Annotated in this window: 15 protein-coding genes; 6 read left to right on the forward strand and 9 right to left on the reverse strand. The window is 73.9% G+C overall.

The genetic code is table 11. The features are described from left to right. Positions 1-113: 113 nt before the first annotated feature. Positions 114-3,008 carry a helix-turn-helix transcriptional regulator gene (locus tag RM572_RS11400; RefSeq protein ID WP_311673165.1) on the reverse strand — a complete coding sequence of 965 codons (2,895 nt, stop codon included), beginning with the start codon at positions 3,006-3,008 and terminating at the stop codon, positions 114-116. 196 nt (positions 3,009-3,204) lie between these two features. On the opposite strand from RM572_RS11400, the gene RM572_RS11405 reads away from it, so the two are divergent. After that, on the forward strand, positions 3,205-3,630 hold the full coding sequence (locus RM572_RS11405; protein ID WP_311673166.1) for a hypothetical protein: 426 nt from the start codon (positions 3,205-3,207) through the stop codon (positions 3,628-3,630). A gap of 93 nt (positions 3,631-3,723) precedes the next feature. Here the strand turns inward: RM572_RS11405 and RM572_RS11410 are convergent, their stop codons facing one another. From RM572_RS11410 to RM572_RS11435, 6 genes are all read right to left on the reverse strand, one after another. Then, positions 3,724-4,926 carry an MFS transporter gene (locus RM572_RS11410; protein ID WP_311673167.1) on the reverse strand — a complete coding sequence of 401 codons (1,203 nt, stop codon included), beginning with the start codon at positions 4,924-4,926 and terminating at the stop codon, positions 3,724-3,726. Next, positions 4,919-5,767: a family 3 encapsulin nanocompartment shell protein gene (locus tag RM572_RS11415; protein WP_311673168.1), complete on the reverse strand. Its 849-nt coding sequence runs from the start codon at positions 5,765-5,767 to the stop codon at positions 4,919-4,921. The genes RM572_RS11410 and RM572_RS11415 overlap by 8 nt, the downstream gene beginning before the upstream one ends. Positions 5,768-5,789: 22 nt before the next feature. Beyond that, complete coding sequence (locus tag RM572_RS11420) at positions 5,790-6,524, reverse strand: sulfotransferase-like domain-containing protein (RefSeq protein ID WP_311673169.1); 735 nt, start codon at positions 6,522-6,524, stop codon at positions 5,790-5,792. Further along, positions 6,521-7,504 carry an aldo/keto reductase gene (locus RM572_RS11425; RefSeq protein WP_311673170.1) on the reverse strand — a complete coding sequence of 328 codons (984 nt, stop codon included), beginning with the start codon at positions 7,502-7,504 and terminating at the stop codon, positions 6,521-6,523. The genes RM572_RS11420 and RM572_RS11425 overlap by 4 nt, the downstream gene beginning before the upstream one ends. 54 nt (positions 7,505-7,558) lie before the next feature. Beyond that, positions 7,559-10,738 (reverse strand): amino acid adenylation domain-containing protein, encoded by a 3,180-nt coding sequence (locus tag RM572_RS11430; protein WP_311673171.1) that lies wholly within the window; start codon positions 10,736-10,738, stop codon positions 7,559-7,561. Positions 10,739-10,801: 63 nt separating this feature from the next. Then, positions 10,802-11,953, reverse strand: coding sequence for an NAD(P)/FAD-dependent oxidoreductase (locus tag RM572_RS11435; RefSeq protein WP_311673172.1), 1,152 nt, complete (start codon positions 11,951-11,953; stop codon positions 10,802-10,804). A 632-nt stretch (positions 11,954-12,585) separates the two neighbouring features. Here RM572_RS11435 and RM572_RS11440 point away from each other — a divergent pair. Beyond that, positions 12,586-13,455 carry an AraC family transcriptional regulator gene (locus RM572_RS11440; protein ID WP_311673173.1) on the forward strand — a complete coding sequence of 290 codons (870 nt, stop codon included), beginning with the start codon at positions 12,586-12,588 and terminating at the stop codon, positions 13,453-13,455. Positions 13,456-13,749: 294 nt separating this feature from the next. Further along, a complete protein-coding gene (locus RM572_RS11445; protein ID WP_311673174.1) occupies positions 13,750-13,953 on the forward strand; it encodes an NUDIX hydrolase in 204 nt (67 codons plus the stop codon). 58 nt (positions 13,954-14,011) lie between these two features. Here RM572_RS11445 and RM572_RS11450 read toward each other — a convergent pair whose 3' ends face one another. Further along, positions 14,012-14,596, reverse strand: coding sequence for a flavoprotein (locus RM572_RS11450; protein WP_311673175.1), 585 nt, complete (start codon positions 14,594-14,596; stop codon positions 14,012-14,014). Positions 14,597-14,656: 60 nt separating this feature from the next. On the opposite strand from RM572_RS11450, the gene RM572_RS11455 reads away from it, so the two are divergent. Beyond that, entirely contained in the window at positions 14,657-15,130 is a 474-nt protein-coding gene (locus RM572_RS11455; RefSeq protein WP_311673176.1) for a DUF6508 domain-containing protein, read from the forward strand. Between the two features lie 169 nt (positions 15,131-15,299). Next, complete coding sequence (locus RM572_RS11460) at positions 15,300-16,250, forward strand: peptidoglycan-binding protein (RefSeq protein WP_311673177.1); 951 nt, start codon at positions 15,300-15,302, stop codon at positions 16,248-16,250. A 94-nt stretch (positions 16,251-16,344) separates the two neighbouring features. Here RM572_RS11460 and RM572_RS11465 read toward each other — a convergent pair whose 3' ends face one another. After that, positions 16,345-19,656, reverse strand: coding sequence for a S8 family serine peptidase (locus RM572_RS11465; protein WP_311673178.1), 3,312 nt, complete (start codon positions 19,654-19,656; stop codon positions 16,345-16,347). Positions 19,657-19,903: 247 nt separating this feature from the next. Between RM572_RS11465 and RM572_RS11470 the strand changes: the two genes are divergently transcribed. Next, positions 19,904-20,476, forward strand: coding sequence for a GNAT family N-acetyltransferase (locus RM572_RS11470; RefSeq protein ID WP_311673179.1), 573 nt, complete (start codon positions 19,904-19,906; stop codon positions 20,474-20,476). Positions 20,477-20,512 lie beyond the last annotated feature (36 nt).

The following is a 20,512-nucleotide window of genomic DNA, read 5'->3' on the forward strand; positions in this document are numbered from 1 at the left end:
ACCCCCCACCGGCATTCGGCACGACGAACGGGCCGGCCGCAGCAGCGGCCGGCCCGTCCGCGTGCCCGGGGACGCCAGCGTCCGGACACCGCCCGTGTGCACGCACCGCGGGGTCACGGCGCCGCTTCCGCGCCTCCACCGGCCACCCGGTGGTGCTCGGCCAGCGCCTGCCGTGAATCGACGCCCAACTTCCGTATCGCACGGGCCACGTGGTGCTCCACGGTGCGCGGCGAGAGATGCAGCGTCGCCGCGATCTCCCGGTTCGTCAGCCCGGTCGCGGCCAGTTCCGCCACCTCCGCCTCACGCGGCGACATGCGCTCCGCGTACGCCGGCCGCCCCGGCCGTCTGCGCTGCGCGGCCGGCTGGTGCGCCCGCAGCACGGCCCGTACCCGCGCCGCGTCCCACGCCGCGCCGAGCCCGGTCAGCAGCTCCACGCACCGGGTCAGTTCCCCGCCCGCCGCCTCCGCCTGCGGACGGTTCCGCCACGCGGCGCACCGCCCGGCGCCCTCGGCGGTGAGGGCCTCGGCGTAGGGATGGGGCAGGCGGGCGAAGGCGGCGCTCGACTCCCGGTACAGGCGGGCGGCCTCCGCCCACGCACCGTGGCCCGGCTCCCGCCCGGCGGCTCCGGCCTCCCCGGCGGAGTACCCGGCGGTGTACCCGGTGGCGTGGCCGACGTCGTGCCCGGCGGCGTGCCCGGCGACCGTCACCGCGTGCGCCACGGCGGCGCCCTCCGCGTCCGCTTCCGCGACCACGGCCCGGCACCAGAGCAGCGCCGCCTCCGCCCACGGCGCGTCCCGCCCGTCCAGGCCCGCCGCGAACTCCGCCACCATCGCCCGCGCCGGCTCCCGGCGCCCCGCTCTCACCTGCGCCTCGACCGCCCAGGGCGCGAACCCCGCGGCCCACACCCACACCCCCTTGCGCCGCAGCCAGTCCCAGGACGTCGTCGCCGCCGCGGACGCGGCCTCCGTCCGCTGCCGCGCCGTCAGCAGCCGGATGCGCGCACCCGCCGCCGTCGCCGCCACCGGCGCCTCGAACACCTCGGACGCGGGCGGGTCGTCGTCCGGCAGCCAGTTCTCCGCCGTGGACCAGTCGCCCTTGGCCAGCGCGAGCAGGGCGAGCACCACCCGTGCGTCGTTGGCGATGCCGTCCTCCGCGACCAGCCCGGTGCAGCGTTCGGCCAGACCCGCCCAGCGCCCCGTGAGCCAGTCGCGGACCAGCCCGGTACCGCGTCCGACGCGCTCCAGGAACGGCGCCCCGCTGTTCCGGGCCAACGCGACGCCCTCGTCGAGCAGTTCGTCGGCCCGCCGGTAGTGGCCCAGGTAGACCGCGCCGTTGGCCGTGTTGCACAGCCCGCGCGCCACCTGCTGCCGGGAGGCCCGGTCGGTGGCGTCCCGGGGAAGCCGGGCCACCAGCGGCCAGGCGGCCGGATCGCCCGCGTTCATCAGCACCGTCGCCCGGCACGCGTCCACCGCCGTCACGGCGCCGTCGTCCGCCGACGCGGCGGCCGCCTCCTCGGCGCGCCGCAGCCAGCCGAGGTTCTCCTCCAGTGAAGCGCCGGGGAAGAACGGATTGGCCAGCGCCGCCATCGCACGTGCCGCCAGCGCCGGACGTTCCGTCAACTCCTCTGCCGCACGACGGAGTTCGACGCGACCCTCATCGAAGCGCCGCTTCCGGTTGTGCAGCAGCAGCCCCAGCTCCAGCCGTATCTCTCCCCGGACGGCCCTCGGCAGCGCCGCGTCCTCCACGATGCCGCGCAGCGCCTGGGCGGTGCCCTCCGACTGCACCCCGAGCATCGCGCCCCGGGCGAGGGTCAGCGCCAGCCGGCCACGCCGCTCCGCGGGGACGCCCTTCTCCGCCAGCGCCTGCTCCAGCAGGGCCAGTGCCGCCGTGTCCTCCCGGACCGCCGCCTCTCCCTCGGCGAGGCGTTCGGCCGCGCGCAGCCAGTCCTCCGTACGACCGCCTCCGCGCCAGTGGCGGGCGACCGCCGCCCACGGCGCGGGCTCGCGGGCCGCCAGCAGCGCCGCCGCCCGGTGATGCAGCCGCTCCCGCACCGGGCCGGGCAGCACCCGGTACACCGCCGAGGCGGCCAGCGGCACGGCGAAGCCGTACCGTCCCTGGCCCGTCTCGTGCAGGGCGGCGCACCCGAGCGCGGCGACCAGCGCCCGGTGTCCCTCCTCGTCACCGAGCCCCGCGACGGCCGTCAGGTCCTGCGCCCCGGCCGGCTCGCCCAGTACCGCGGCCGCCCAGACCACGGGACGGTGCGGCGTGTCCAGCGTGTCGAGCTGCTCGAGCACCGCCTCCGCGAGCCGCACGGGCACGCCCGCCCCGTCCACGTCCTCGGCGGTGAAGTGGTCGCGTACGTCCGCGTGGTCGCGGTCCTCGTCGGCGTCGCGCAGCATCCGCAACAGATCCACCAGCACCTGCGCCACCCCGGCGGAGTCGCGCAGCAGCCGGTTCACGAACTCCTCCGGGCACCGTTCCGCGCCCAGCGCGTCCCCGGCCAGCGCCCGGACCTGCGCCTCGTCCAGCGGCGGCGGCACGTACCGCAGCACCGACAGCCGCGCCGGATAGTCCGCGGCACCACCCAGCGGCAGACCGCGCCGGGGCAGCTGTTCGGGCCGGTAGGTGAGCACGGCGGCGAACCGCGGCGGCGGTTCGCGCAGCAGCCCGCGCAGCAACCGCAGGGAGTCGTCGTCGGCGTGCTGCACGTCCTCCACGACCAGCAGCAGCGGACGCACCGAGGCCAGCGCGGCCTCCAGCGCCAGGCAGGCGGTCGCCGCCCGGTGCTCCGCGGCGGGCGGCTCGGCCACGGCCAGCGCACCGGACGACCGGTAACGGACGGCCAGCCGCGGCACCGTGCGCCCCTGGGGCAGCTCCAGCAGCGCCTCGACCAGGTGGCTCTTGCCCGTCCCCGCGGCCCCCTCGACCAGCAGCAGGGCCGGACTCCCGGCGCCCCCGTCGTCGGCCAGCGCCTCGGTCAGCGCCCGCTCCCACGCCCGCTCGCACATGAGAGCGCTCCTCGCTGTCGTCGGTGGGCACGCCCGGTGCCGTCGCCGCCGCTGGTCCCGATGCCACGCTGCCTATCACGCGCGGGCCCGCGCGGACCAGACGTCGTACCAGGTCACCGTGCTTTCCCCCAGGGGCGACGGACGTATCACGCGGTTCCGCTGGCGGGCCCCGCGCGGCGCCCTTACGTTGTGCGGCATGCAGAGACGCAGACCCCTCCTACGCCTGGCGGCGACGCTCCTGGCAGCCGTGACGGCCGCGAGCCTCACGGCCTGCGGCACGAACGGCGCGGACCCGCAGGCGGAGGGCGATCCGGACGCGTCCGCGACGGCCGCGGCCTCCCCGACCCCGAAGCCGCCCGAGCGGATCTGCGCGGAACTCGTCGGCTACTGGGCCAAGAGGGAACTGAGCGGGGACGGCGGCTACGGCGACTACCAGTCGCGCGGGCTGTCGGACAGCCAGAACAACATCCTGCTCGAGGTCGTCGCCGAGGCGAAGGCGGAGCGGAAGAAGAACGGCGCCGCCGCGGCGGAGAAGTTCGCCGCACGGGAGGCGAAGCGGCGCTGCGTCGTCCTCTACGAGAACGGCGGCCCCACCGGCTCCTCCAACGGCTGGCCCGCGTAGCGCCCTCCGGCGGCGTCCGGCGCACGAAAGGGGCCCGCGCGTGGCGCGGACCCCTTTGCTGCGCCGAGACCCAGCCGGCCGCCCCGGACAGGCCTACGTGCGGGCGCGTGCCGCCGCCGTCCTGCCGGCCAGCAGCGACCCCAGCGCCGCCACCGAGGCGGCGGCCAGGACCGCGGTGTAGCTGAACTCCGCGAGGATGCCGCCCAGCAGCCCGGCCACGCCGACGCCGATGTCGAAGAACGACGTGACCGCCCCCAGCGCGGCACCGCGCTCGTTCTCCGGGGCGGCGTCGATGGTGATGAGGGCCAGCGCCGGGTACAGCAGCGTGAAGCCGCCGCCCGCGATCAGCGCACCCAGCGCCGCGACCCACAGCGAGGGCGCGAACGCGATCAGGGCCAGGCCCGCCGCTTCCACGACGGCCGAGATCAGCACCACCCGCAACGCGCCCACCCGGTCCGGGATGCGCCCGGCGAGCACGCGGACCGTGACGTACGCGGCGCCGAACGCGGACACCAGGACCGAACCGTCGGCGATGTCGCGGGCGGTCATCGCCAGCGCCCCGAAGCTCACCAGCACGCCGTAGCCGAACGAGCCGCACAGCAGGGAGACGCCGGGCAGCACTGCGGCGCGCGGCAGCAGCTTCGCGGACACCTGCGCGCCGCGTGCGATGCGGTCGGTCAGGAGGCACACCACGGCGAACGCGACCGCGGGCAGCACGGCCACCGCGATCCACACCGCCGTGAACGAACCGGCCCGGTAGACCACTTCGCCGAGGATCGGGCCGACGGCGAACCCGGTCCACATGGCGAGGCCGTAGAAGCCGACGATCTGGGCGCGCCGGTCCTGCGGGGCGAGGCCGACCGTCCACAGCGAGCCCGCCATGAACAGCAGGGCCTCGCCGAGACCCAGCAGGAACCTGCCGGTCCACAGTCCGGTCAGCCCCAGCGGCAGCGCGTACACGCCCGCGACGGTCGTGATGACCAGCGCGCCGAGCATCATGACCTTGCGGCAGCCGTACTGCTGCGCGAGCCGGCCGGCGTACGGGCGGACCAGCAGCGCCGTCACGCCGGAGACGGCGAAGGTGACGCCCACCTCGAAGGCGGAGCCGCCGAGTTCGCCGGTGACCAGCCGGGGGACGACCGGGATCACCATGCCGACGGCGGTGAACGTGCACAGCAGTGCGCAGACCAGTCCGACGAAGGTGCCCACCCAGGGCTGCTTCGGGCCCGGCTGCGCGGCGGAGCCCGTACCCGCCGCGCCTGCCGCCGCGCCCGTGCTCTTCGCGGTGTCAGCCATGTCGGACGCCCCCCTCCGGCACGACGTGGAAGAAGTGGGTGGGCAGCTGGACCGCGACGCCCTCGTACACCTCGGCGCACACGGCGGTGCCGGGGCGGTCGAAGGTGCCGGCCGGGGGCTGGGCCACCTTCATCACGGACCGGCCGGACTCCAGCAGCCGGGCGGCCATGGAGAAGTCGCCGACCAGCGCGCAGCCGGGTGCGACGTGCCGGTTGCGGCAGATCTTGACCTTCTCGCGCGCGAGGTCGTCGAGCACGCTGCCGGAGCCGACCAGTTGCCCGTAGTAGTCGGCCGGGTTGACGATCACGGCGTGTCCGGTGCCGCCGGTCTGCTCGATCTCGTCGAACGCGGCGAGCAGCCCGGAGACGTACGAGCCGCGGTAGGGCAGTTCGGCCACGTCGGGGTGGTCCACCACGTCCAGGGTGAGGGCGCGGTTCTCGGCGGTGCCGAGCCGCACCATCAGGCGCCGGTCGATGAACTGGACCAGGCTCTCGGGGTGTTCGGCCAGACCGTCGGGTATCTGCACCCAGCCGGTGATGGGCCGCAGCCGGTACTCGGCGAGGTCGAAGCGGAACGCTGCCTCGCGCAGCGCCGCCGCGGTCCCGGGCTGGTACGGGCGGGTCTCGAACCAGCCGCGGACGGTGTCCCCGGCGACCCGCTGGTGCTTGAAGAGGTTGCGGGTGGTCAGGCGCGGCCGGTCCTCGACGGGCTGGAAGGCGTCGCTGAGCGTGTAGTCGAACCACACCTCAGCCTCCGGGCCGTGGTCGAGGTAGGCGCGGGCGAACCGTTCGCCCGGCGACAGGGCGGTCGCCTTCGGGTCGGTCTCCTGCACGGTGGTCATGTGCGTCGTCCTCACGGTCGTCTCAGGTGGTGGTCAGGGCGTGCTCGACGAGCCGCTCGTAGTAGGGCAGGTGGTGGGCGTGGAAGGCGCGCAGCCGCGGGTCGTCGTGCACGGAGGCCGCGAACTCCTTGACCGGGGCGCGGAAGCCGGAGCTGGCGATGGCGTCGAGGTGCCAGCGGCGGTTCTGTTCCCACTCGGGGCGTTCGCCGGGCTGCCAGTGCATCGCCTCCGGCCGGAACGGCAGTCCGACGTGCGCGCAGTACGCCCGTACGACCGCCGGCGGGTCGGCGAGCAGCGACTCGGCGGTGAACACCAGGGGGCGTTCACCGGTCGTCTTCCACAGGTGGGTGAAGAGCCGCCACTGGTGTTCGTAGCCGATCTCCGCGCAGGCCAGTGAGGGCTTGACGGCGTGGTGCGAGGCGATGGTGCGGGCGGGGTCGCGGACGATGAAGGTGTGCCGGAAGGCGGCCACGTCCTCGGGGTGGTCGAAGAGGTGGGCGTACCGGTACTCCAGGGTGTCCTTGAAGAAAACCGGCCCGTGCGCGCCGAGTTCGGCCAGACGCCGGTACAGCTCGCCGGGCGCCCGCACGGTCGTCGGACCCGCGCCGCCGGGCGGCGCGGGCAGCCGCGTCTCGCCGTGGTCGGTGAGCAGGACCATCGGCTCGTGGACGACCGTGACGTCGCCGCGTTCCATCATCATCCGGACGAACGCGGTGGACACGGCACGCGGGTGCGCCCAGAGAGCGATGACGGTCACATCGACCACGCTGTCGGCTGCCGGTCCCAGCGGTGCGCGCGCAGTTCCTCCCGCAGCGCCGGGTCGAGCGGACGCCCGTCCGAGACGCCGAGGTTGGCGGTGACGTGCGCGGAGCGGCGCATGCCGGGGATGACGGTGGAGACGGCCGGGTGGTCGAGGATGAAGCGCAGCGACAGCTCCGGGAGGCTCATGCCCTCGGGCAGCAGCTTGGCCAGCGCCTCCGCGCGGTCCACGGTCGGGCCGAGGTTCTCCGGGCCGAAGTAGACCGCGCGCCAGTCGTCCTCGGGGAAGACGGTGTCGCGGGAGAGCCTTCCGGTGAGGCCGCCCTCGTCGAAGGGGACGCGGGCGATGATGCCGATGTCGTCGCGCTGCGCCCGGGCGAGCAGTTCGTCCTCGGGGGCCTGGTCGAAGAGGTTGTAGATGACCTGCACGACGTCGACCAGGCCGGTGTCGATCGCGCGCAGGACGTTGGCCGGCTCCCAGCGGTTGACGCTGATCCCGAAGCCGTCGATCAGGCCGTCGGCCTTGAGTTCGGACACGACGCGCTGCCAGCGCTCGTCGTCGGCCCAGCGGTCCTCCCACACGTGGAACTGGAGCAGGTCGATGCGCTCGACGCCCAGGTTCTCCAGGCTCTTGTGGACGTACTCGCGGATGTGGCCGGGCGGGAAGACGTCGTCCAGCGTGTCACCCGGGCGCGGCGGCCACTCGCGGTTGAGCGGCGGCACCTTGGTGGCGATGCGCAGCCGCTCGCCGGGGTGGCGGCGCAGCAGGTCGCCGAGCATCCGCTCGCTGACGCCGCGGCCGTAGACCCAGGCGGTGTCGAAGAACGTGCAGCCCTGTTCCACGGCCTGGTCCAGGCAGGCGGGCGCGGTGTCGTAGTCCCAGCCGGTGAAGCCGCCGGGGCCGCCGCCGATGCCCCACATGCCATAGCCGATCTCGCTGACCTGCCAGCCGAGCCGGCCCATCGTCCTCTGTCGCACGGTCGTTCCTTTCGAGCGGTGGCGTGGCCTCCGGAGGTTCCGGAGGCCGGTGTTTCAGGAGTGGAGGGAAGGGAGTTCGGTGAGGGTACGCACGTAGGCCGCGACCGCCGCGGCCTGCGGCTGCGCACGGAGGCCCCGGGCGTCGCCGGCGCCGTTCCGGGCGGCATCGCCGCGCAAGCCGTGCCGGGCGGCGAGGGCGTCGGCGGCGGCGCTGGTGAACAGCGCGGGGTTGTCCACCAGAAGGCCGGTCAGCAGTCGTTCCGCCTCCGCGTCCGTCGGGGAGCCGGTGGTGTCCTCGCCGGCCAGGTGGCGCCGGGCCGTGAGTATGCCGTGCAGGAGCGGGAGGGGGGAGCCGGGCTCGTCCTCGTCGTCCGCCGCCGCCTCGGCGACCGCGGCGAGGAACGCGCCGGGCGGCACGCTGCGGGCGGGCGCCCCCTCCGCCACCGGCAGCCCGGCGAAGTCCAGGCTCTCGCGCCGGAGGACGTGCAGCGCGCCCGGGCCGGTGCCGGGGTCCTCGCCGAGCGCGGCGATCAGCGTCGCGGCGACCTCGTCCACCGGTGAGTAGTCGGAGCGCATGGGCACCCCGGGCCGCAGCCCGAGGCGGCGGAACGCGGCCAGCAGCAGGTGGGTGAGCGCCTTGGCGTTGGGCGCGCCGTTGTCCGCGGCCGGCATCACCTCGCCCAGCCGGTACACGCGAGCCGGCAGTCCTGCCGCACGCGCGGCCAGCACCAGGCGTTCGGCCACCCATTTGGACCGGCTGTAGCCGCCGGCCGGGCGCAGGGCCGCCGCCGGGTCGAAGTCCTCGGGCAGCGGGGCGCCCTGCCGGGCCGCGTGCCGGTCGAGGACGCCGAGCGTGGAGACGTGGTGGAAGGCCTTGCGGCGCCCGGTGAGGGCGAACCGCAGCGCCTCCACCGTGCCCAGGACGTTGGCGGGGCGGTGCGCGCGGTAGTCGAAGAGGAAGTTCACCAGGGCTCCGACGTGCAGCACGGTGGCGCACTCCGCGGCGTGCGCCTCCCACTCCGCGGTGCGCCAGCCGAAGCGAGGCTCACCCAGGTCGCCCGCCCGCACCTGCAGACGGTGCGCGAACTCCTCGTCCCAGAGGTCGAGTTCGCGCAGCGTGCGGATCAGCCGGTGCCGGGCGGCGGCGTCGTCGGGGGCGCGTACGACGGCCAGCGCGCGGGCGTCGGTGGCGCTCAGCAGGCGGTGCACGGCGCGGGAGCCGACGAACCCGCAGGCGCCGGTGACCAGCACCGTTCCGGGTCCGGCAGGGGACGCGGGCGCGGTGAGCGCGGCCGCCGCCGTGCGTGCCGCGGCGTCGGCGAGGCCGGGCGGCAGCACCGCGTCCCGTTCCATCAGGGCGTGGTCGTCGGCTCCCGGCCCGGCCACCGCGCGGGCACGTTCGGCGAGCGCGTCGGCCAGCGCCTGCGGGGTGCGGTGGGCGTACAGATCGGCCACACCGGCCTGGAGCGCGAGGAGTTCGCGGATCCGCATCACCACCCCGAGTGCGGCCAGCGAGTCGCCGCCGCGGGCCACGAAGTCCTCGTGCACGCCGAAGCCGGGAAGGTCCAGGGCCCGGCCCATCAGGTGGGCGATCCGCTCGGCGGGCGGCACGTCCGCACCCTCCGCCAGGTCCACGTCCCGTACCGACGGGAGGGCGCCGGGGCCGTCGTCCAGCTTCTCCTCCACCAGTGTCCGCAGCGCCGCGAGATCCACCTTGCCGTTGTCGGTCAGCGGCAGCGTCTGCAGCACCAGGCAGTGGTGCGGCACGTGGATGCGGGGGAGCGAGGCGACGAGGTGCGCGCGCAGCGCGTCCGTGGTCGTGCCGTCCTCGCCGGCGACGGCCACGGCGAGCCGGGTGCGGCCGTCGCGGCGCAGGACCAGGGCCTTGGCCTGGATGACGCCGGGGCAGCCCTCGGCGCAGGTCTCGACCTCGCCCAGCTCGACGCGGACGCCTGCCACCTTGGCCTGCCGGTCGCGGCGCCCGGCGAAGCGGAGCAGCCCGTCGCCGGTGAACCGGCCGAGGTCGCCGGTCCGGTACAGCCGCGGCCCCGGCATGTCCTCCAGGGGGTTGTGCACGAACGCCTCGGCGGTGCGGGCCGGGTCGCCCAGGTAGCCGGCGCCGAGACACGCGCCGCCGATGACGATCTCGCCGATGGCGCCGGCCGGGACCGGGCGGAGGTCCTCGTCGACCACGGCGGCGTAGCAGTTGTCGATCGGCGTGCCGAGCGGGATGCGGTCGCCGTCGGCGTCGGTCACCCGGTGGAAGACCATGCCGATGGACGCCTCCGAGGGACCGTAGCCGTTGGTGATCTCCAGGCCGGGGAGCAGGGCGCGCAGGCGGTGCACGGCGTGCGGGATGATCTCCTCGCCGCCCACGACAAGGTGCCGCAGCGAGGCGACGCGCCGCAGCTGCGCGGGATCGGCGTCGAGGAGGGCGACCAGCATGCCGAGCGTCGCCGGGACGAAGTCGGTGACCGTGACCTGCTCGGAGCCGACGGCCTGCACGATGTGCTCCAGGTCCAGGAACTCGCCCTGGTCCGGGATGGCGGTACGGCCGCCGGTGGTCAGCGGCCACAGCAGCTGCCAGATCGCCGAGTCGAAGGTGTGGCGGCTGTTCTGCAGCACCACCTCCTCGCCGGTGGCCGAGAAGTAGGCGGACATGAAGCGGAAGCGGTTCGCGAGCCCGCCGTGCACGTTCAGCGCGCACTTCGGGGTGCCCGTCGAGCCGGAGGTGAACACCCCGTAGGCGGGCAGGTCGGCCGGCAGCGGGACCTCCGGGCGGCGCGGCGTGGGCCGGATCGCGTCCACCGACACCGGCCGGGCGTCGCGTCCGCCGCAGGTCTCGGGCCCGGCGGTGAGCACCGTGCGCGGTTCGAGGGCGGTGAAGATCGTCCGCAGCCGTTCCTCCGGCCATGCCGGGTCGCAGAGCAGGAACGCGGCACCCAGTTTCATCACCGCGACCATGCAGACGGGCAGTTCGAGGCTGTTGCCGAGCACGAGAGGCACCGCGTCGCCGCGGCGCACCCCCGCCGCACGGAGTTCGGCGGCGAGTCCATTGGCCAGGTCGTCGAAGCTCCGGTAGGTCAGGCTGCGGGTCACCGGGCCGAGGTGCGTGACGGCGCGCCGCTCGGGCGTGCGCCGGGCCTGGTCCTCGATCAGGGTGACGACGGACGCGTACGGTCCGTGGTCGACGTGGCGGCCCGCGACGCGGGGAGCGGTGTGGGTGGCGTCCATCCGTCATCTCTCTTGCCAGAGGGGGAACCGAGGGGCGTGCGTGCTGCTGCGGTGGCGCGACGGTCAGCGGACGGGCGCCGCCAGGGACCGGCCGGGCGCGAGCGCGGGGGTCAGCGGAGCCGTCGTGGCCGGCGGGGCGTGCCCGGCGGCCAGCGCGGCGAGCAGTGCGCCGACGGCCGGTGCGGTCTGGATGCCGTAGCCGCCGAGTCCCGCGAGCCAGAAGAACCCGGGTGCGGCGGGGTCCTCGCCGATCACCGGGGTGTCGTCGGCGACGGACGTGCGCAGTCCGGCCCAGGCGTGGCCGACCCCGCGGATGCGCAGGTCCACGGCGGCGTGGAACCGTTCGACGGCGACCGCCACGTCCAGGTCGTCGGCGCGCACCCGCCGCGCCGGGTCCGGTACGGGGGTGCTGTCGCACGGCGAGAGCAGCAGGCCGCCCGCCTCGGGCTTGGCGTAGAAGGTGTCGGCGACGTCGGTGACCATCGGCCAGGCGGACGGCCCGGTATCGCCGGGCGGATCGGGGAGCGTCACCAGCGCGGCCGTGCGACGGGTGCTGCGCAGGCCCGCGGGCGCCACGCCCGCCGTCTGCGCGACCCGGTCCGCCCAGGCCCCGGCCGCGTTCACCAGGACGGGAGCGGCGTACACGGCCTCGTGCGGCCCGCCGGTGCGCACGTGCCAGAGCCCGCCGACGCGTGTCGACTCCCGTACGGGCGCCCGCGTCACGACGCGGCCGCCGCCCGCCCGCAGGCCGCGCAGGAAGAGCTGGTGGGCGGCGTCCACGTCGATGTCGCAGGCACCGGGCTTGTACAGCACCCGGTCGAACGCGTCCCGCCGCAGGACCGGGCAGAGCCGCTGCGCCTCGTCGGGTGTCAGTTCCACCACCGGGCGTTCGGCCAGTGCGCCCGCCGCGTGGGCCTGTGCGAACGCGTCGGCCGTGTCCGGCGATCCGAGCGCGAGGACCCCGCGGGGGCGCAGCAGCGGCGTGGTGTCCGTGCCGTGGGAGGCGTAGAACGCGCGGGAGGCCGTGGTCAGGGTGCGGACCGCCGGGCCGCCGAAGTACTCGGAGTACAGCGCCGCCGAGCGTCCTGTTGCGTGCATGCCAACCGAGGCTTCGGCCTCCAGCAGGGTGACCCGCCCGGAGGCGCTCAGGAAATAGGCGGCCGCCGCCCCGGCGATGCCGCCCCCGACGACCAGGAAGTCGCTGCTGTCACTCACGCCGGCCACCCGGTTCCACCCGTCGCCCAGGCCAACTCCACCTGGGTGCCTGTCAATTGAGCCTGTCAATTGAGCGGGGAGTGTAGGAGAGATGTTCGGGTGTGGCATAGATCTCGCACGCGAGTCCCGGGTTTCTACCGGACGCTCCCGGAAGGGCCCGCGCCCGGGCCCTTCCGTGTGCTGTGCTGACCGGCTCTCCCCGACCTGCCCGGCACGCTCGGCCCTCCCGGGTGCGACGCCGCCCCGCCGGTTGGTCTCCGGGCGTGGAGACGACGCACCGGCCCGCCGCGCGGGTCCTCTGCCTGGACGCGGCCGACGACCTGCTCCTGCTGCGCTGGTGCGACCCGTACGACGGCCGCCTGCTCCGGGAGCCGCCCGGCGGAGGCGTCGAGCCCGGCGACCGGGGCCCATCGGTGCCACGACACCGTCGCCTCGTAACTGGCGGGCAGCCGTACCTTCCGGTGCCGCGCCGTCCTTGGCCATGACGCGCCGGGCGCGCGATGCCCCGGTCACCGGTGGGCCGGCCGGCGGTTGCCGCGCGTTGGTCGTCACTGCGCCTGATCGGAACGGTTCGCTGTAGTCGGGCGGGGACGGGCCGGTGCACGGCAGGGTTGACAAGGAAAGGAGGCCACATGATCTCGGCACTCAACCGGCTGACCGACCTCGTGGAGGATCAGCTCGCCGAGGAGTTCGACATCCACGAACTGGCAGCAGAGCTCGGCACAACCGAGTACCACCTGCGCCGGATGTTTTCCTCGCTGGCGGGCATGCCGCTGTCGGAATACGTGCGCCGGCGGCGCATGACCGTCGCCGCCGGTGACGTCGTGCGATGCGAGGACGATCTGCTGACCATCGCCGTCCGGCACGGCTACGGATCGACCGAGGCGTTCGGCCGCGCGTTCCGCGCCGTCCACGGCGCCACCCTCAGCGACGTACGCCGAGACGGAGGCCCCTTGCGTACCCAGCCCAAGCTCAGGTTCCACCTGACCGTCGAAGGGAGCATCCCCATGGACACCCGCCTCGTCGACCACCCCGCGTTCCGCCTGATCGGACACGCGGCCCGCGTCCCGCTCATCCACGAAGGCGTCAACCCGCACATTCAGGAGCACATCGCCGCCTTGCCGCCCACCGAGCACGCCCGGCTCAAGTCCCTCAGCGAGACCGAACCTGCCGGCCTGCTCCAAATCAGCGACGGTCTGGAGCCAGATGCCACGGAAGGAAGCGAGCTGACCTATCTGCACGGCGTGGCCGTCCACCAGAGCACCCCAGCCCCCGAGGACCTCCATGCCATCGAGCTACCCGCGGGCAAGTGGGCGGTCTTCCGCACCGACGGCCCCCACCCGCAGGCCCTGCAGGCAGCCTGGGCCGCGACCGCCACCGAGTGGTTCCCCTCCAACCCGTGGCGCCTGCGCCCCGGCCCCTCGATTGTTGCGACCCTGGATCGCACCCAGGACTTCAGCACCGCCACGTGTGAGCTGTGGCTCCCGGTCGAGCCGGCCTGACACAGGGGATCGCCATCGGGCCCGGCGCTCCATCGGCGGAGCGCCGGTTCCCACCGGTGCTGGCTGCGATCACGCCGGTACCCATGGCGGAACGGAGGGCACCTGCTCGGGATTCCAACCCGGCGTAAGCCCCAATCGGGCTGGTCAACGAATCCCGTCGGTTGCCCGATCTGCGTCACGAATCCGTCGGTCACTCTGCCAACGGGCGCCAAGTCCCCCCGGTTCCCCGCGATTCCACTCCGAGAATCCGCGAACCCGTCGGCTTGCCACTGGAACGGCCGGCATCACGTCGGCGTGGAGGACTTCTTCCTCGCCCGCTACGCCACCCGGCAGCCGCCGCTCGACCGGACCGGCCTGCTCCCGGACGAACGGGCGAGCCTCCAGGGGCACGCCCGGGTGCCGTGGCGGGACCTGGGCTCCCTGCCCGGTCCCGTCGAGCCACCCGGCCTCGTGGACGTCCTTCGCGCCCTCGCACCGGACGGGCCCTGGAGCACCTGACCGACCGTCGGGACCGGCGGCCGGCGTTCGGTCGGACGCCGTCGGTCGACGCCGTCGGTCACACGCCGTCGGTCACACCCCCGTCGGTCGGCCGGCCGGCGGGCCCGGCCATCTCGCGGGCCGCCGCCAGCGCCAGGTGCCACGGATACTCCTGAGGACGCGCCTCGCCGGGAGCCTTCGGCACGAAGCCGCCCTTCCCGCCGTAGAGCATCCGCACGCCCGCCCCGCGCAGGGTCTCGACGCTGCGCCCGAACTGCGGGTGCGTCGCGTACGCCGCGTTGACGCACGGCAGCACCGCCAGCGGCCACCGCTTGCCGACCGCCTCGGCGACGTACGCGGCCACGAAGTCCGGGGTGAGGCCGAGCGCGTAGGTGTTGACGCCGTTCAGCGTCGCCGGCGCCACCACGGCCACGTCCGCGTCCGGCCACAGCGCCGTCTCGTCCGGGCGGCGCAGCGCGCTGCGCACCGGACGTCCCGTCAGTTCGGCCAGTCCGTCGACCTCGTCCGCCAGCCAGTCCCGCGCCGTCGGCGTCAGCCCGAGGCACACGTCCCACCCGGTGCGCTGTGCCTCCCGCACCACGTCCGCCACACCCAGCACGGGCGGAGCCGCACACCCCAGCAGATACAGCACCTTCGCGTCCATCGGCCCACCCCACCACACCCGAGCAGCGCGCCGAGAACCGTCATGAAAAGCTGACGAACTATGAGTGACTCTCCGCACGTACCCGGTGACGCGGACGACAGAATGCTGCTCGCCCAGTTACGCCTCGACCCCTCCCACGACGACGCGTGGCGTCTCCTCACCGCCACCGCCCGGGACTTCGCCGCCCAGCCACAGGCGGACGGTGACACCTGCTGGGTGCAGAGCACCCGCGGCTCCGACGGCGTCGTGACCGTCGGCTACCCCGAGTACAGCGCCCGCGTGCAGCGCGCCTGCCGGGCCCTCTCCGACGTCGGCGCCGTCACCCCGGCCTACTCCTGGATGCAGCGACGTCCTCCCGCCCTCCCCGACGACGGCACGCCCCCCGGCGCGGCCGACGCCGTCCGCCTCGCCACCACGATCATCCGCGGCGAACGCTTCTGCGACGGCACCATCGGGCAGGCCGTCGAACGCGGCACCCTCCAGGCCGTCCTCACCTCCCTGGCCGCCTGGTACGACGCCCGCCGGTCCGGGTAGGCCACCCGCACGCAGCCGCGGGCGCGGCGGCCCGCCGTCCGGGTCGTGGCAAGTGTCACGCCTTCACCGCTTCCCGCACGGGGGCGCCGCCGGACCCTGGTGAGTCCGGCGGACGCCCCCTAGCCTGCTGCGGCACTCGTCAACCCCCCAACGGGAAGGGCCCCTTCGCATGCGATCCGGCAGATCCGTCCCCCTCGGCGCCACCGTGCTCACCGTGCTGACCGCGTTCCTCCTCGCCCTGCTGCCCGCCACCCGTGCCGACGCCCTCCCGGCCTGGCCGTCCGTCAGCCAGGGCGCCTCCGGCACGGACACCCGGACCGCGCAGTACCTGCTGCGCCACCACGGCCACGGCATCGCCGCCGACGGCCAGTTCGGCCCCAACACCCGGTCGGCCGTCGTCGGCTTCCAGAACGCGCGCGGGCTCACCGCCGACGGCGTGATCGGCTCACAGACCTGGCCGCACCTGATCGTCTCCGTGCGGCAGGGCGCCTCCGGCGACGCGGTGCGCGCCGCCCAGACCCAGCTCAACGCGTACGGCCACGGCATCGCCGTGGACGGCCAGTTCGGCCCGGCCACCGACGCCGCCGTCCGCGCGTACCAGAGCGCCCACGGCCTCGCCGCCGACGGCCTCGTCGGCCCGCAGACCTGGCAGAGCCTCATCGGCGGCGGCGACGGCGGGGGCGACCCGTCCGGCTACGCCCTCCCGCTCGACCGCAGCGCCGCCGGCCGCGCCGACTACGCCGCCTCGCACTGGAACGGCAACCCGGCCGTCGACCTGATCGTGAACTACGTCCCGACGTACGCGATCCGCGGCGGCGTCGTCGACCACTACGACTCCTCGTCCTGCGGCATCGGCATCCGCCTCCTCCAGTCGGACGGCTCCCGCTTCGTCTACTGCCACCTCTCCGCCCGCTCCGTCGGCGACGGTGCCCAGGTCTCCGCCGGGGCCCGGCTCGGCACCACCGGCGACACCGGCAACTCGGGCGCCCCCCACCTGCACGTCGAGATCCGCACCGCGGACGGCGTCGCCCGCTGCCCGCAGACCTACCTCACCGCCATCTACGACGGCCACACCCCGCCGGGGCTCTACACCCTCCCCACCTCCGGCTGCACCGCCTGACCCGCACGACCCGACGGAAAGGGGGTGGGTGGACGCGCGTCCTGCGCGTCCGCCCACCCCCTCGGGTGTCAGCCGTTCCCGGCAGCCGGAAGGGCTACGGGGCGACGACCTTCTCGATCCGCACGCTGCCCGCGCCCGTCGTGGTGCCACGCGCGTTGACCAGCTGCACCTCACCGAAGAAGGTGCGGCCCTCGGGTGCCTCGCCGGCCACCACGACCTCCGCGTCGACGGTGGCGGACTCGCCGTTGCCGAGAGCGACGGCCCGGCTCTCGTCGACCTTCACCTCGCCCAGTGCGGAGGAGAAGTACACGTCGCGGTAGTCGAACGCGGTGCTGCCGGCCGGCACGGCGTACCCGTCCACGGTGATCGTGTACGTGCCCGCCTCCGGACTCAGCAGCGTCACGGACTCCTCCGAATCGCCGTCGGCGTCCGAACCGACGACCTCACCGTCGAGGGAGACGCTCAGGTCCAGGTCGGCGCCGGTGTCGGAGGTGGAACCGATCACGACGTCCACGCGCGAGACGCCCTCGCCGATGACGAGAGTCCTCTCCTGGGACTCGCCATCGGAGATGGTCGGACGCTCCTGCCGGGCGGACCCCAGCTCGCCGCCTCGCAGCGAGCCGTCGACGGCCCCGAACTCGTTCGTGACCTCCCACTCGACCGGAGCAGGTGTCCCCACCTCGGCCTCGGGAAGCGTCTGCACCGCAGGGTCGAAGGTGGTGCCCAGCGCCGTCGCGGTCAGGGTGAACGGGTTGTTCAGCCGCGGCGAGGTGCGCCGTGCCTCGACCTCGAACTCCCAGACGCCCGGCAGCGGTTCCTCGTAGGAGCGCAGGTCGGGCCGGCAGGTGTTGTCCGGGTTGTCGTAGTTGTTGTAGCAGTAGACCGTCGACGTCGGATCGGCCGGCAGACCGTAGGGGTTGATCGCGACCCAACGGGTCTGGCTGTTCTTCCGCAGGCCGCTCATCGCGACCTCGAGCGTCTTCGCGCCCTCGGGCACGGTCACGAAGTACGACTTCGTGCCGTTGCGCTGCACCGACCCGCGCTCCTGCACGGCGTAGGCCGGGGTGACCTGGTCCTCCGCCGCGACGACGGTCGCGAGGATGTGCTTGTCGACGCCCTCGGTGCGCTCGTCGTCCAGGGTGAGGGCGGCGCTGTGGATGCCCGCCCGCTTCGCCTTCGCGCGGAGCTTCACGGAGACCGGCTCGTTCAGCGGCAGTGCGATCTCGTCGTCGCCGACCAGCCGGAACGTGCCGTCGTCGTTGCTCAGGTCGATCTCGTGTTCCACCGGCCGGACAGGACCGCTGGTGCGGGTGATGTCGACGGTGTAGGTGCGGCGTTCGCCGACGGCGAGACCGCCCTCGCGGTCGTAGAGGCCGCTGCCGAAGCCCGGCTCCTTCAGGAAGCCGGACAGCGCCGTGTCCACCGGCGCCTTGACCGTGTACGCGTGAGCCGTGGCGCCGCGCCTGATGGACTTCCAGGCATCCTCGACGTCGATGAGGCCCGCACCCTGCTCGTACGCCTGCCGGCCCTTGATGGTGTCCGCCGTGCTGGTGAGAGCGGTGCGCAGGCTGAGGGGGCTCAGCTCCATGCCGCGCCGCTTCGCCGCCGAGAGCAGCAGCGCCGAGGCGCCTGCCGCCTGCGGGGAGGCCATCGACGTGCCCTGGAACATGCCGTAGCCGGGCGGCAGGTCGTAGCCCGCCTCGGGGACCGGCTGGCCGGGCTGCCAGCTCGGCACGGTGTTGACGGAGGCGCCCGGAGCGGCGATCACCGGGGTGAAGCCACCGTCCTCACGCGGTCCGCGGGAGGAGAAGGGCATCATGTCGTACTTCGTCTTCACCCTGGAGCCGTAGTTGGCGGCCCACGTCTCCTTCGAGACGGACGCACCGACGCTGAGCACCTTGTCCGCGAGCGAGGGGTCGCCGATGGTGTTTGCGCCCGGACCGCTGTTCCCCGCGGAGATCACCAGCTGCACGTCGTAGGTGTCGATGAGCCGGGTGTAGAGCTCGGCGCGTGCGTTGTTGCCGTCGTTCAGCGCGGGCAGACCGCCGATCGACATGTTCACGATGTCGACGCCGCGCTCGGTGACCAGATCGATCATGCCCTCGGTCAGTGCGACGCTCGTGCAGCCGCCACTCCACGAGCAGGCGCGCGAGGAGACGATCTTCGCGCCGGGGGCCGCGCCGTCCATCTCGCCGCCGAACAGGCCGTTGGCCGCCGTGATACCGGCGACGTGGGTGCCGTGCGCGGACTCCACGACGCCGATGTTGACGAAGTCGGCCTTCTTGCCGACCCAGTCGCCCCCGTAGGGGTCCATCGGGACGTCCTTGCGGATCTCCACGACGAACGGGATGCGCTCGGCGATCTCCGTGTTCGGGTCGTCCTCGCCGAACCAGCCGATCTGGAAGCCGTCCTTGTACGGCTTCATCGCCTTCTGGTCGCCGAAGTTCCCGTCGTCGTCGAGGTCGACGCGCACCGTGCCGGTCGCGGGCTCGTACAACACGCCCCAGCGGTCCGTGGTGTCACCGTCCCGGTTGAGGTCACCGGCCATGTCGCCGCCGGTGGTCACCGACTCCGAGAAGCGGCTGACCTGGTACGACCCGGCGGGCGCGGACCACGTGCGGTCCGCGTACTCGAACGTCGGGCCGGAGACCGAGGTGACCATCGGGCGCCAGGTCCCGTCACCGTCGACGATCGGGTCGGTCGCGGTCACCCAGTCGACGATCTTCCGCTCGCCCGTGGTCGTCTTCTGCAGCGCCGGGTGGCCGAGGTCGACGCCCGAGTCGAGAACGCCGATGGTGACGCCGCGTCCGTCCGCCTTGGGGTGGTCCTCGACGAAGTCGACGGCGCCGGTCTCGGCGGCGGGCTGGTACGGGTTGTCGGCGGGGGTGTCCTCGCCCGGGCCGGGCTGGGAACCCCGCTTGCCGTTGTTCGCGCCCTTGGCGCGGTCGGCCTCCGGCGCCGGATCGGGCAGCGGGATCTCCTGAAGCAGGTCGATTCCCACCACGTCCGACAGCTTCTTCGCCCGGTCGATCGCGCCCTCCGCCCGGCCGGTGGGCACGGTGGCACGGACGTACCCGAGCTTGTCGTCGACGCGGCCCACGGAGCCGCCCTTGACGGAGTCCAGCTGGCCGGCGACCTTCTCGGTGGCACCAGGCCGGGTGGCGAGCATCATGGTGACGTTCTTGTCGCCATCGGCCACAGCTTCGGCGAGGAGCTCGGCATCCTGCGAACCGAGCTTGTCGTCTGCCGACTTGGCCGGAGTAGCGGGAACGGGATCACCGTCCGCTGCGACGACGGCAGCCGGGCTGGTCGCGGCGATGGCCACCACCAGCCCGGCTGCCAGAGCCAGACGCGCCGTGCGTCTCACCCCCGAAGAGGCGGGCGCGGGTATCCAGAAGGAAGGCATAGGCATCCTCAGTTCAGAACTTCCCTGTCCGGCGAACCGGAGCCGGATCGCTCGCACTTTCGTCCATAGGACGTATGTGGGGGAAGAAGGCGCCCATACCGTAATGGGGTCGTAACCCGGTGCTGGGGCGTCCAACGCCTGTTCGGCGCCGACCCATTCGGTGACGAGGCTCGGCTGCGTGCAGGCCCCGGCCCGTCCGGATCAAACGGATGGCCGGGGGCGCCCGTGACGCGGCAGGATGCTCCGCATGACGTTGCCCACCCCGAAGCTGCACACCTCCCGGCTGCTGCTGCGGCCGTTCACCGACGCCGACGCGGCGCCGCTCTATGCCCTGCACAGCAACGCCCGCGTGCTGCGTTACTGGGACTCGCCGCCGTGGACCGAACCGGCCCGCGCCCAGCGCTTCCTCGCGACCTGCCGGACGATCGAAGAGGAAGGCACGGGCGCGCGCCTGGCCGTCGACCGCGCCTCCGACGGCGCGTTCATCGGCTGGTGCGGCCTGTTCGACTGGAACCCGGACTTCCGCAGCGCGTCCCTGGGTTACCTCTTCGACGCGGCCGCGTGGGGCCACGGATACGCCACGGAGACCGCCCGGGCCGTCCTGCAGTGGGCGTTCGACGCCCTGGACCTGAACCGCGTGCAGGCCGAGACCGACACCCGCAACGTGGCGTCCGCCCGGGTCCTGGAGAAGCTCGGCTTCGTCCGCGAAGGCACCCTCCGCGAGGACTGCGTCGTCAACGGCGAGGTCTCGGACTCCTGGGTCTTCGGCCTCCTCCGCCGCGAATGGCACCCGACGGCCACGCCGACGGTCGGCCGCTAGGCTTTTCATCCGCGTCTTGCAAGGCTTGTCATACTT

This window comes from Streptomyces hazeniae, assembly GCF_031845485.1.
In the GTDB taxonomy this organism is placed as follows: domain Bacteria; phylum Actinomycetota; class Actinomycetes; order Streptomycetales; family Streptomycetaceae; genus Streptomyces; species Streptomyces hazeniae.

What these genes read in the sequence shown, in the direction of transcription:
- RM572_RS11465 (WP_311673178.1), bottom strand. Translation starts at nt 19,656, where the DNA reads ATGCCTTCCTTCTGGATACCCGCGCCCGCCTCTTCGGGGGTGAGACGC.
- RM572_RS11460 (WP_311673177.1), top strand. Translation starts at nt 15,300, where the DNA reads ATGCGATCCGGCAGATCCGTCCCCCTCGGCGCCACCGTGCTCACCGTG.
- RM572_RS11450 (WP_311673175.1), bottom strand. Translation starts at nt 14,596, where the DNA reads ATGGACGCGAAGGTGCTGTATCTGCTGGGGTGTGCGGCTCCGCCCGTG.
- RM572_RS11410 (WP_311673167.1), bottom strand. Translation starts at nt 4,926, where the DNA reads ATGGCTGACACCGCGAAGAGCACGGGCGCGGCGGCAGGCGCGGCGGGT.
- RM572_RS11440 (WP_311673173.1), top strand. Translation starts at nt 12,586, where the DNA reads ATGATCTCGGCACTCAACCGGCTGACCGACCTCGTGGAGGATCAGCTC.
- RM572_RS11400 (WP_311673165.1), bottom strand. Translation starts at nt 3,008, where the DNA reads ATGTGCGAGCGGGCGTGGGAGCGGGCGCTGACCGAGGCGCTGGCCGAC.
- RM572_RS11415 (WP_311673168.1), bottom strand. Translation starts at nt 5,767, where the DNA reads ATGACCACCGTGCAGGAGACCGACCCGAAGGCGACCGCCCTGTCGCCG.
- RM572_RS11430 (WP_311673171.1), bottom strand. Translation starts at nt 10,738, where the DNA reads ATGGACGCCACCCACACCGCTCCCCGCGTCGCGGGCCGCCACGTCGAC.
- RM572_RS11470 (WP_311673179.1), top strand. Translation starts at nt 19,904, where the DNA reads ATGACGTTGCCCACCCCGAAGCTGCACACCTCCCGGCTGCTGCTGCGG.
- RM572_RS11455 (WP_311673176.1), top strand. Translation starts at nt 14,657, where the DNA reads ATGAGTGACTCTCCGCACGTACCCGGTGACGCGGACGACAGAATGCTG.
- RM572_RS11405 (WP_311673166.1), top strand. Translation starts at nt 3,205, where the DNA reads ATGCAGAGACGCAGACCCCTCCTACGCCTGGCGGCGACGCTCCTGGCA.